The sequence below is a fragment of the uncultured Desulfobulbus sp. genome (assembly GCF_963662935.2).
In the GTDB taxonomy this organism is placed as follows: domain Bacteria; phylum Desulfobacterota; class Desulfobulbia; order Desulfobulbales; family Desulfobulbaceae; genus Desulfobulbus.
On record NZ_CAXXTL010000003.1, the window covers coordinates 566,738 to 578,574 of the forward strand.

Consider the following 11,837-nt stretch of genomic DNA (forward strand, 5'->3'; position numbering starts at 1 on the left):
ATGAATCTTCTGCTCAAAATCTGCAAATTTCTGTTCATCTGTACAGCTGTGATCGGCGTCCTTTTCGGGGCATTTTGGATGACGTACATCAAGGAGTGGCCACTCTGGAGCGGGGCTTCGCTGATCCTTCTCGCCATAGGGCTTGTTCTCGGATGGTATGGTCTGAAAAAACTCCTGATCAGGCGCCGGGAAAAACAGTTCGTCAAACAGGTGATTGAACAGAAAAAGCCGCTCACGGATGTTGCCAACAACAGTTCTGTTGAACATCTTCTGAGCCTTGAACGGCAGTGGGCTGATTCACTCTCTCTTCTAAAAGAATCGCATTTGGCCAAAAAGGGTGATCCCCTGTATGTGCTGCCCTGGTACATGATGCTGGGGACGCGTGGCAGCGGCAAAACTTCGGCAATTCGGAGCGCAAGGCTCCCCTCCCCTTTCCCCGAGGTTATGAATCCGGCCGGTTCTGGAACCCGTTTTTGCGACTGGTGGTTTACCGAACACGCCATCATCCTGGACACTGCCGGAAAATATGCAAGCCCTGCCCTAGACACCGCTGACCACGACGAGTGGCAGCGTCTGCTCACCCTGCTCCTGGCAGCTCGCAGAAAGGAACCGCTCAATGGCTTGGTGATTACAGTTGCCGCAGACCAACTCTTAGAGGCGGACGGTGACACCCTGGCGGAAGAAGGACGTGCTCTCAGGCTGCGGGTTGACGAGCTTATGCGGGTTTTAGGCGCCAAGTTTCCGGTCTACATTCTGGTGACAAAATGCGATCAGATTTACGGCATGGAGCAGATGGCGAAGAACCTCCCCGAATCGTTCTTCAAGCAGCCGATGGGGGTCATCAACGATGATTGCACCCGACCGATCAACGATGTGATTCGCCTGACGCTGGACAATATCTGCGAGCGGCTCAGGGATATGAGGTTCATGCTGCTGGACAAGGTTCAGGGGAACAGTGCCGGCCTGTTGCTCCTTCCTGAGGAGATTCGCAAGGTACAACAGGGGCTTGAAAATTTCATGCAGGGGATATTCAGAGCGAACCCCTATCAAGAATCGCCTCTCATGCGGGGGATATTTTTTTCCAGCGCCCAGCAGAGCGGAACACCTGTTTCCCGTTCCATTCAATGCCTGGAATCTGCGCATGCCGATTCGCTGCAGGAAAAGGAACCTCCTCTTGGATCAGCGCCCTACACATTGGATGCGCCAGCCACTAGAAACGCTCGTTCAGATTTCCTCTTAACGGACGTCCTTCCCGGAACCAAGCGGAGTCTGTTTCTGTTCGATTTTTTTGACGGGGTGCTGACAGCTGATCGCTGGCTGCATACCTCCCTCCGGGCAACGGTGCGACATTTCCGCGTCAACTGGGGGCTCGGGATGATCGCCTGGTTGGCGATTCTTGGCGGCGGACTGGGTCTTGCGAGTACCTCGTACATGCTGAACCGGCATGTCATCAACGAGTATGTGGCCGAATTCAAGGCGCCAACGTATCTGACCGGGAGCATCCTGGAAGATATTTTGATCCTGGACCGGTTCCGGACCATCATCCTTATCATGGAAGAGAGCAACAGACACTGGTGGGTGCCCCGATTCGGACTGACCCAGAGCGAGTTGGCCGTGACCCAGCTTAAAGATAATTACTGCAACATGTTCAGTCAGTTCTTTTACGATAAAACTATCAGTGCAAAGTTAGATGCGAATATAGCAAAAATTACTCCCGAAACACCCGGTAGAGAACGCGGTTCCTATATTGCCAATATCGTCAGCCGATTACAGTTTGTAAACGCCCGACTGGAAAAGAAAGATCTGGAATATATGAAAAAACTACCGGCACCATCAGGCGCTTTTCTTGTGCTGCTGGACAGCAGGGTTACTCCGGAACTGGCACGGCAATACCAGGATATCTACCTGTACTATTCCGCTTGGCAGGACGATCTGACACCTGCCGCCATCAACAAGCAAAAACTGTCGATGCAGCTGAGTAAAATCCTTACGGGACGTTCCGGGCAATATGATCTGAGTTGGGTTATGGAATGGATCGACAGTATCGAAGTCGATAATCGCATCACCTTGCGCTCGTTTTGGGAAGGGAGTGGAGATATCAACGACATCTTTATCGAGCCCTGTTTCACCATAGCCGGAAAAAAGAAATTGGATGGCTTTATAGGCCAGATTTACTCAGTGATGTCCCAATCTTCAACGCTGGATGAGCAAATCAGATTGTTTAATGCCGATTATGAGCATCAGTACATCACCGTCTGGGAAAATTTTGCTCGGGACTTTTCCCAAGGCGCTTCCATCTTTTCTTCAAATCAAGAGATGCACGTGCAGGCAGCCGCAATCGGCATCGACAAAATCCCCGCCGAACTTTTCATCGAAAGAATGGTCAAGGAGCTTGAGCCCTTTGCAGAGGGAAAAAATACTCCCCCCTGGTTGAAACTTGCAAGAGAACATGAACGAATTCGCGTGCGGGTGGGTGAAAACGACTTTAACAAGCAGGCTGACGGTTTCAGTAAAGCCGCAGATGCAGTGGTGGAAAAGAGCAAGAATCTCCTCAAAGATTTGGCTGATAAAAAAATGGAACTGCCCAACAAGGATAAAACCAAGTCCTTCCTTGATGAGGTCAATGCCTATGGGGATTTTCGAAAAGCTCTCCAGGATATGGCCAAGGGGATCAATACCGATGCAACTACTATGCGCCTGGCAGTTGATATGTTTTCCAACGCTGGTTCCGCAGCAGCAATGCCTTCGAGCACCGAGCCCGGTGGCTTGGCACCGTCGCCGTTTTCCAAGGTTCAGGAAACCTTTAAATCATTTCAGGCCCAGATGCGTCATGTGGGAGATGATAAAATTTACTGGGACATAATTAACTCGTCTCTCGATTTCTTTACCATAATTGCCTCGAGGAAGGCGGCCTGTTCGTTACAGGAACAGTGGGAATCTCAGGTTTTGGCTGAAACCAGTGCGGTCGGAGAATCTTCGTTGCAGCAACTGCTGTTCGGACCGCAGGGCATTGTATTGAAATTTGTCAAAGGGCCGGCTGCGCCGTTTATCAGAGGCGGTCCGCAAGGATACCAACCGACATCAGTCAGGGGACAGCGGGTTGCATTCAACCCACAGTTCATCGATTTCCTCAACCGAGGAAATCTGAGCCGCCAAGATCCCAAGGAGAGCTATATTGTCAAAATCAAGGCTTATCCGATTCACGTCAACAAGGAGGCGACCCATAAACCGGAATCGGCCTTTCTGAGTCTTGCCTGCGGAGATGATCTCCAATCGCTCAACAACATGAATTACCCGGTGCAGAAATTGTTCAAATGGAATTTTAAAGATTGTGACGAAACGATTTTGCGCATTAAACTCGGAGCCTTAGACTTGGAGCGGAAGTACAGCGGCGGCCTGAGCTTTATCACTTTCCTCTCCGACTTCAAAAACGGTGAGCGCACCTTTACTCCCGAGGATTTTCCTAGGAATGGAAATGACCTCAGGGCAATGAACGTTCGCCAGATACGGATTCAATATCTTTTCGAGGGACACCATGAGCTGCTGAATCTGCCCGAAAATGACCCGGTGGCTGTTCCGCCAATTATAACGACATGTCAGCATTAAGGCCTCTATGATTATCCGCGACCTGGGGCGTTCTCCCATCAATAGTACCAACACTGCTGGGGATGACATCCGGTATGACCCTCTTTTCGAGACCCTGCAGGCTGAAATCGACGCCAAGCCATCGGCAGGTTCAGGTGGAGTCAACTGGAAGAAAGTCGTTGAAATAGCCACGAATATCCTGGAAACCAGATCCAAGGATATTCTCGTTGCCAGTTATCTGGCTTTCGCTTTGCTGCGGACCGAAGGGGTGCCGCAGGGACTTTTGAACGGTCTGGTCCTCCTCAATGACCTGATGCATGAATTCTGGGAGAACATGTTTCCCCCGGTCAAGCGCATGCGTGGACGCGCCCAGGCTCTGGGCTGGTGGGTGGAGCGGACGGAGGCATTGTTAGGGGAAGTCACCGATCCAGCCCCGATTTCAACGGAAACACAACAGGAACTTTCCGCCACGGTTGAGGCGCTGTACGACCAAATCTCCGAAAAATGCCCTGATGCCCCTTCGCTGCGAAGAATACTGGAATTTGTCCGAGCCCTTCCGGTGGAAACCGAGGCACAACCTGAATCGTCCGAAACAGCGCCACAGCCGACAGCGCAACCCGCTACAAAAAGTGAGCAGCAGTCTCTGCCAAAGCAATCTGAACAACAGTCGCAACCGCAGGCACTATCCGCTGCTTCATTTTCGTTACACACCCTGACGAATCAAAATGATGCCAACAGCCTGCTGGCATCGGTGATAGAAAAAAATTACCTGCTTGTGGATTTCATGCTTGCCGGCCCAACTCCGGAACCGGCATGGTATCGCCTCAACCTCCTCTCTGCCTGGTTCGAAATCAGTAAACTCCCGCCCGCAACCGACAAAAGAACGCTCATTCCACCGCCGGATCGTCAGATAACCAATTCGCTTGCCGCCATGAAAGGCGCCGATAACTGGGGGGGAGTGGTAAAGAGTGGGTGTTATACTATCCGCCGCTACCCCTTTTGGCTCGACATGAACCGCTTGGTGGCAGAAGCGCTGGGCATGATGGGAGAAGTGTTCAGAGACGGAAAGCAGGTTGTCGAGGAAGAAACAGCCCGATTTACACGCCATTTCGGTGAAATAGAGAACTACACCTTCAGCGACGGTACCCCTTTTGCCGATAGTCAAACCAAGAGCTGGCTGCGCACTCTGGACAGCAGTGGAGGTGCGGCAAGTCAGGTGGAGATACCCGCCAGTGGCGATGATCTCGCTTTAAAAGTTGCGGCAGAATTTTCCTGCTGCCGTGCGTTAATGAACAGCGGCAAACAAGGGGAAGGGCTCTCCCAAATGCAGACATTACTGCAGGCCAGCAGGTCGGGGCGTGAACGTTACCTCTGGCGGCTGTCAATGGTTCAGTTGCTGACGCTTTCCGGCATGGAGAAACTGGCTATTCCGCATATCTGCGAGCTGATGAAGGATTATGATGCGTATCGCCTGGAAGAGTGGGATCCTGATATGGCGCTTCATGCCTTAAAGACGGTCTGGAGCGTGTTACGGACACAGAATGATCCGGAATCGAAACGGAAAGCGGACGAGACCCTATCGCGCATCTCCATGCTGTCTCCTTCCGACGCCTTCAACCTTATTCAATAACCCGCATGCAGCCAGATTGTTCTATTTGGGGGACGACCACCTCAGATCCAATTATTCCATGATCGACATACATTGCCACATCCTACCGGACATTGACGATGGTCCGAAAACCTTTGACGAATCCATGGCCATGGCCAGGATGGCGGCGGCCGACGGCGTTGCCGGAATCGTGGCTACGCCGCATCTCAACGAGAAACTCTATGATCCTGCAGAGATCACCAGGAGAGTGGCCTGGTTGAATCATCTGCTGCGCAAGGAGAAAATTCCCCTTTCCATCATGCGGGGAGCAGATGTTTCCGTTGTCTTCAAGCCCACAGATGTGCAAGGTTTTACCATCAACGACACCGAATATATCATGGTTGATTTTCCCCACACACAACTCCCAAAAAACGCCGACGATATCCTGTATCAATTTATCGTCAACGGCTACAAACCCATCATCACCCACCCTGAACGCAACCCGTCAATCAGCGCCAATCCAAAATTACTCTTGGATTTGCTCGGTGACGATATTTATGTGCAGGTGACGGCTGGCAGTTTGACCGGTGAATTCGGTAAGGAATCCCAGCAGTGTGCACAACACTTACTGCGCGCCGGAGTAGTGGACGTCATTGCAACCGATGCCCATTCTGCCACTTGGCGCAAACCCCTTCTCTCTTCTGGAATGCAAGCCGCCGCCGAGATTGTCGGGATCGATGCGGCGCAGCGGATGGTATTCGGCACACCCGTGAAAATCATCTCCGGATTGCCTCTCTGACGCTTGTCCAGTTCTCCATCCTGGAACATTCACCTCACTCTCCTTGCTTTAGGCAGTTGAGTCTTTTGCAAAAGTATGACATTGTGGCTCGACACCTCCCTCGAACAGGGATGAGGCATGTCAAACCAGCAAAGCACTCAATTTGTCGGACCTGAGCTTTTTGTGGGTATTCCAGGACTTTTGCCGGAAACTCCGGTCGTTTTTTTTCATTGACCAAAATATCAACCATCAGGGCTAGAACCAGGCTACTCCAGGCTTGACTCGCTCACTGTTGGGAACAAGAACACAGAAATGAACAAAACAACTGAGAAATGGGAAAGCGAAGAAAGCGCTGAAGTTGTCCTCAAGGTTCAGGAGGCACAGATTCAGCAATTGTATGGGCAAACCTGGGGTGGCCTGGCCGGTATCATGGTTATCATGGTTTCAGTGTGCGTTGTTCTTTGGCACGTTGTTCCCCAGTGGAAACTGTTGCTGTGGTCCGGCACACTGGTTGTGCTCAGCCTCGCACGTGGATTTCTGGTGGCCGCCTTCCAACGCAAGGCGCCGTTAGGTGCGCCCATTTATTGGTGGGCAAGAATGCATGTCGCGGGTGTGGTCGCATCCGGTGTGATGTGGGCTTTGCCGCCCTTATTTTTGTGGCCCGAAAATTCGCCCGTGCATCAGGTGATCTGGCCCATCTGTATCGTGGCATTAGCCGCTTCGGCCGTTGCCAAGTATTGCACCTGGCCCCCTGCCTATATTTCCTATCTCGTCCTGACGGCGGTCCCGCTCTCCCTTCGACTGCTTGCAGAAGGAGGGCTGGTCTTCACGGTCCTGGGGTTCCTGGGGTTTGTCTTCGCCGCCATTCTTTTTCAAACAGGCAAGATGATGCATAACGCCAGCTTACGCGGACTTTTACTGAGCATTCACAACGAGACTCTGAATTCGGTTTTATCGACGGAAAAAGAAAAAGAGAAACAGCTTAATGCCCAACTCCAACAGGAAATAACGAAGCGAATTCGATCACAAGAAGAACTGCACCACCGAAATCAGGAATTGGAACAGCTTAACTCCCAACTGACTGCGACGAAAAACAATCTGGAATCGACCAATACGGAGCTGGAACAGGCACTCCTCGATATCAAGCAACTCAGCGGCATGTTGCCTATCTGCGCGTCATGTAAAAAAATTCGCAATGACAATGGGTACTGGCAACAAATTGAAATCTACATCCGGGATCATGCCGATGTAGAATTCAGCCATGGGATTTGTCCCGATTGCGCGGCAACACTCTATCCAGACTTAATTTATAGAAAATAGAAGTTTGATGGTTTCGTAAAAAGTCTCATTCTGTCATATAAAAGCCACAGTCGGAAAAGCCTGTGTCTTGGATGGGAGAGATTGCTGCGCAAGACTGAACCTTGTTCGCGGGCATGGCCCACGATGTGAATCCTGAATTGTTGCATCTACTCGGATCTCATTTCGACGAGCACAGCGAGGGGAAATCTCGGGATTCCTCACATGCGTTCGGAATGACAAATCCAATGATTGTGACCGCGTGAAATATACATGTTGACGAGGACATGTTGAATGCAAATGCGAATAAAGACCCTCAGGCAGTTGAAGCCTCGAGCCGCTGTTCCAGTTGCCTGGTCAGGATGAGCATGGTTTCGATTTCGGCCATGGTTGGCATCTTGATGCTGCAGGCATAGGGGTCGCAGATTTCCTGGTAACTATCCAGGTTGCGGATCGACTCTTCCAAGCCCCGAATAGTTTCCGGCATCCACTGTTCCATTGCCTCCACCAGGTCATGCATGGTGTGGTTGAAGGGCAGGCGCCCAATCTCCATCAGTCCGCTCATCACCAATTTTTCAATGGCCATGGCGATGAGATTGTAGAGGATCTCGGTGGTGAACGTCTTGTTCTTTTTGCGATGGGCGGTTTCCGCCAGATTGAGATATTGCCGCCCCTCCAGCTTGTACTGTTGCCAGTCGTCTATTGCCTGGGGCCGGATGTCGGCAAAGCCCACCAGGGCGGGATGGAGCAAATTGGCCATGAGTTTCTCCAATAGTACGGCGGCGAGACGCAAATCTCGGATGCCAAATTAACTGTATTGCCGCAGGCAGATTAGGGCCGTTGGTTGCCAGCCTATCCCCTCGTAAAAAGACAGGGCTGGCGAATTATTTTTATCGGCCAGGAGTTGCAGGCGGGTTGCCTCCTGTTCCGCAGCCCATCCGGCCATGGCCTTCATTAAAGACCGCCCCACGCCGCGGCGACGGTGCGCAGGATCGACCACCATATCCTCTACCACAACCGCCGGTCCACCCTCGGCTGTAGAAATCACCAACTGGCCGGTGCACATGCCGATGACCCGTCCGATGACTTCGGCCACCAGGATGCAGCCCCGGTCATTGTGCAGCAGCATCACCAACCCCCGCCGCTGCTTGGCCTCATCGAAGCTGAAATCCTCTTCAATCGAAAAAAGAAGCCGAAGCAGCGTCACCAGCTGATCCACATCTTCATGCCTGGCCTTGCGCATGATGGGCATAGGGATTTTTCCTATTCTATTCGATAAGATACTCGGCTGCCGGCTCACCGTCTTCGAGGCCGTCGAGAATGGCGTCGATGATCTCGGTGCTGGTCACGCCCTTGAACCACCAGTTTTCCGGTTGCACCACCATGATTGGTCCGGATTCGCACTGTTTGAGGCAGCCGGTGGCCACCACCTGCATATCCAGGCCGCGATCGAGAATTTCTTCTTCGATGTATTGGAGGAATCCGTCGGTCTGTTTGTGGCAAATGCCTTTAGGATCGCCTTTAGAGCGAAAACTCTGACAAACCAGTATCTGTCTTTCGGGGATAGCCATGATGTTTGTTCCTTTAAATAACTTATGTAGAAGTTGTGTAGTTTATCATCATTTTGATGGGTGAGAAGGCAACCCAATGGACTCTCCAGAAAAAATCCACAACGCCAACAGCCCCTCCCCTCCACCTGATTCTCTGTGTTATTGTTAATGAACTCGCAAAAAGGAAGAATTCTACGTTTTTTCATTTCGAGCGCAGCGAGAAATCTCTAGAATTATTATGAGATTTCTCCTCGCTGTGCTCGTCGAAATGACAGAAATAGACTTTTTACGAAACCATCATTTTTTACATTTCTGTTTTTTGCCGCCGCCATAGAGCACATCCACCGTGCCCTCGATATTCTCTTCGGTCAAGATGACACGGATGCCCTTGGCACCGAGCATTTCCCGAGGCCGCCCGCCAGCGCTGGCGGCCAGCAGAGCAAAACAATCGTGGAGCGTATCAGCCAACTGCTCCCATCGGGACTCACCGCTGCCTGGTTCCGGAGCTTGACGGGTTTCGAGCAGACAGGTGAGACCGTCAGCCCTGGGACCATAGATGAGGATGGTTGCGGCCTGGCCGAGATGGAGATCGACATCCATTCCGGTGGTACTCACCACAGCCACCCGAGGACGCTCCGCACTGGGTTGGGGCAATCCCGGTTGCGCCGTTTCCTTGGCGCCGCAGCCGCAGCCGGACGAACAACCGCACTCCGCCACGTTCACCTGACGGACCGTGGTAGCAAGGGACAGGCTGGTCAATTTGCTGATTTGTTCCATATGCACCCGGGTGGAAGGAGCCGGTCCATTGGTCTGCTTCGGATCGGGGGTAAACGGAACCAGTTCCATTTCCGTTGCTCCCAGCTCAGCCATGGTTTCGGCGAGGGTTACCACCTGATGCGCATTGATGCCCGGATAAATGGTGGTGCAAATGGCAACCTTCATTCCGGCCGCCGCCATGGCTTGCACGGTTTTCGGTTGTTCCTCCAAGAGCAAAGGCACCATCTGGTGCAACGGAACGGTCTTCCTACCCGGACGAATCCAGGCATACAGCTTTTCCGCAGCAGCCAATTCCATGGTCTCGACCAACAGCGTGACCCTATTGAGTCCAGCTGCTGCCAACTCGGTTGCGTGTTGCTCGCCGCCAAAACCCAGTGTGGTCAGGCCGATGATTAGGTTGGGATCATGATTTTTCAAGAGTGCAATGGTCGCCAGGGTCGTGGCCATCGTGGCCAGGGGATCACCGGGACCATCGAGTTCAACAGCTTCCAACCCCTTGTGCAGTCCAACTTCCCGCAACGCCTCCGCTGGGGACAGAGCCTGCTCGGCCTTGGCCTCCGGGGCAAACTGCGGACGGAAGGTCGCCTGGGGCGCCACCGGCAAACGCAGAATTTTGACGACGGCATCGGTAGCCTGGGCGGTGAATCGGGGTGCGTTGGTGATGGGAATAACAGTCATAACAAGCCGCCCAATGTTGATGGATGGAATAAAAAGGCCCGGCGGGGAGTTAAGGAGAGGACCAAGGAGTGCCCCCCGCCGGACCTGGAACATTACAGCACCAGCTCAAACTTCTCTTCCGGGTCGTCCCGGTCTTTGCGATCCAGCAAGCAGTTAAGGATTTTCTCCAGCATGCGCAGGCCGCCCTTGTAGCCGACCGTCGGGAAATACTGATGTCCCTGCCGATCCAGAATCGGAAAACCCCAGCGGATGAAAGGAATGTCCTCGTCGCGGGCAATATACTTGCCGTAGGTATTGCCGATGAGCAGATCCACCGGCTCGTTCTTGATCCACTGATGGAGCAGAAACATGTCACCCTTGGCCCGAACATTGACCTCAAAGGGCATATTTGCAGTCAGTTCCTTGATCCGTTTTTCAAACCGCTTGCCGGGCGTGCCGGTGACGATATGGACCGGGCACATATCGATGGAGACCAGAAACTCGGTCATGGCGATCAATTGATCCGGGTCACCGTAAATGGCCACCTTCTTGTGGTAAAAGTACTGGTGCATATCGGAAATGAGATCCACCAACTGGCCGCGTTCGTAGGAAACCTCCTCGGGAACCACCGTACCGCTGATGATCCGCAGGGCATCGATAAACCTATCGGTGGCCTTGAGCCCAAAGGGCATGTCAAGGATCTTGCAGGGCACCTTGTACTTGGTGTCGAGCAGACGGGCGGCATCAGCCGAACACCATTCGCCCATGGCCAGGGTACCGATGGCATCGCCACAACCTTTCAATTCGGCCACGGTGACGCCCCCCTGGGGAAACATGCTGTACTCGCCGGAAAGCGGCCCGTTGAGTACGCCCGAGGTGTCCGGAAAAAGGGTGATGTTCGCCCCAACCATTTTGGCCAGCCGTTTGATCTCCTCCATATCCGAAGGCTCAACCCAACCGGGAATGACGTTGACCTTGCCATTTTTCTTGCCCGTGGGCTCGGCCAGATCGGCCATTGCCTTGACCATGTTCGAAAATCCGGTCACATGCGAGCCGACGTAACTCGGGGTCGCGGCCCCGACCAGGGTCTTGCCCTCCGGCACAGTACCTTCCTTATGGGCCTTGTCGAAAATCTGGTTGAGATCGTCGCCGATGGTCTCGGACAGGCAGGTGGTGTGCACCGCGATAACCTCCGGGTTATACACGGTAAAAATGTTATTGATGGCCTGCAGCAGGTTGGCCTGGCCGCCGAACACCGACGAACCTTCGGTGAACGAACTGGTGGCGGCGGAAACCGGTTCTTTGTAATGCCGGGTCAGGGCGCTGCGATGGTAGGCGCAGCAGCCCTGGGACCCATGACTGTGGGGGAGACAGCCATGGATTCCCAGTGCCGCGTACATTGCGCCGATGGGCTGGCAGGTCTTGGCCGGATTGATGGTCACGGCGCTGCGCTCGTTTATTTCTTTGGGTGTATGTCGAAGTAGCATTGTTCTGCCCTCTTGGTTAATACGTTTATGTGAACGATGTTGGTTCCCGCAGCGGTGCCATGCCGGAGTGCTGATCTTTCATTGTTCGTTGTGGCCGGCTCATTTGGTCCAGCCCCGCT

9 protein-coding genes are annotated in these 11,837 nt (G+C 53.0%); 4 read left to right on the forward strand and 5 right to left on the reverse strand.

Annotated features, from left to right (window positions below; translation table 11 throughout):
* From ACHZCX_RS21275 to ACHZCX_RS21290, 4 genes are all read left to right on the forward strand, one after another.
* A complete protein-coding gene (locus tag ACHZCX_RS21275; RefSeq protein WP_319589208.1) occupies positions 1-3,606 on the forward strand; it encodes a type VI secretion protein IcmF/TssM N-terminal domain-containing protein in 3,606 nt (1,201 codons plus the stop codon).
* Positions 3,607-3,613: 7 nt separating this feature from the next.
* A complete protein-coding gene (gene tssA, locus ACHZCX_RS21280; protein WP_319589209.1) occupies positions 3,614-5,215 on the forward strand; it encodes a type VI secretion system protein TssA in 1,602 nt (533 codons plus the stop codon).
* A 58-nt stretch (positions 5,216-5,273) separates the two neighbouring features.
* The gene (locus ACHZCX_RS21285; protein ID WP_319589210.1) at positions 5,274-5,972 is read left to right on the forward strand and encodes a CpsB/CapC family capsule biosynthesis tyrosine phosphatase; all 699 of its coding nucleotides are present in this window, start codon (positions 5,274-5,276) and stop codon (positions 5,970-5,972) included.
* A 372-nt stretch (positions 5,973-6,344) separates the two neighbouring features.
* Positions 6,345-7,271, forward strand: coding sequence for a hypothetical protein (locus ACHZCX_RS21290; RefSeq protein WP_319589211.1), 927 nt, complete (start codon positions 6,345-6,347; stop codon positions 7,269-7,271).
* A 292-nt stretch (positions 7,272-7,563) separates the two neighbouring features.
* Here the strand turns inward: ACHZCX_RS21290 and ACHZCX_RS21295 are convergent, their stop codons facing one another.
* The 5 genes from ACHZCX_RS21295 to nifK form a co-directional block, all read right to left on the reverse strand.
* Positions 7,564-8,007, reverse strand: a complete 444-nt coding sequence (locus ACHZCX_RS21295) for a hypothetical protein (RefSeq protein WP_319589212.1) — start codon at positions 8,005-8,007, stop codon at positions 7,564-7,566.
* A 48-nt stretch (positions 8,008-8,055) separates the two neighbouring features.
* Positions 8,056-8,499, reverse strand: a complete 444-nt coding sequence (locus ACHZCX_RS21300; RefSeq protein WP_319589213.1) for a GNAT family N-acetyltransferase — start codon at positions 8,497-8,499, stop codon at positions 8,056-8,058.
* 16 nt (positions 8,500-8,515) lie between these two features.
* Positions 8,516-8,818, reverse strand: a complete 303-nt coding sequence (locus ACHZCX_RS21305) for a (2Fe-2S) ferredoxin domain-containing protein (RefSeq protein WP_319589214.1) — start codon at positions 8,816-8,818, stop codon at positions 8,516-8,518.
* Between the two features lie 276 nt (positions 8,819-9,094).
* Positions 9,095-10,252, reverse strand: a complete 1,158-nt coding sequence (locus tag ACHZCX_RS21310; protein WP_319589215.1) for a NifB/NifX family molybdenum-iron cluster-binding protein — start codon at positions 10,250-10,252, stop codon at positions 9,095-9,097.
* 92 nt (positions 10,253-10,344) lie between these two features.
* Positions 10,345-11,718 carry a nitrogenase molybdenum-iron protein subunit beta gene (gene nifK / locus ACHZCX_RS21315; RefSeq protein ID WP_319589216.1) on the reverse strand — a complete coding sequence of 458 codons (1,374 nt, stop codon included), beginning with the start codon at positions 11,716-11,718 and terminating at the stop codon, positions 10,345-10,347.
* Positions 11,719-11,837: the final 119 nt, after the last annotated feature.

Bases quoted from the DNA above. Each gene is read 5' to 3' on its own strand.
- ACHZCX_RS21305 (WP_319589214.1), bottom strand. From the start codon at position 8,818: ATGGCTATCCCCGAAAGACAGATACTGGTTTGTCAGAGTTTTCGCTCT.
- ACHZCX_RS21275 (WP_319589208.1), top strand. From the start codon at position 1: ATGAATCTTCTGCTCAAAATCTGCAAATTTCTGTTCATCTGTACAGCT.
- ACHZCX_RS21310 (WP_319589215.1), bottom strand. From the start codon at position 10,252: ATGACTGTTATTCCCATCACCAACGCACCCCGATTCACCGCCCAGGCT.
- ACHZCX_RS21295 (WP_319589212.1), bottom strand. From the start codon at position 8,007: ATGGCCAATTTGCTCCATCCCGCCCTGGTGGGCTTTGCCGACATCCGG.
- ACHZCX_RS21300 (WP_319589213.1), bottom strand. From the start codon at position 8,499: ATGCCCATCATGCGCAAGGCCAGGCATGAAGATGTGGATCAGCTGGTG.
- ACHZCX_RS21285 (WP_319589210.1), top strand. From the start codon at position 5,274: ATGATCGACATACATTGCCACATCCTACCGGACATTGACGATGGTCCG.
- tssA (WP_319589209.1), top strand. From the start codon at position 3,614: ATGATTATCCGCGACCTGGGGCGTTCTCCCATCAATAGTACCAACACT.
- nifK (WP_319589216.1), bottom strand. From the start codon at position 11,718: ATGCTACTTCGACATACACCCAAAGAAATAAACGAGCGCAGCGCCGTG.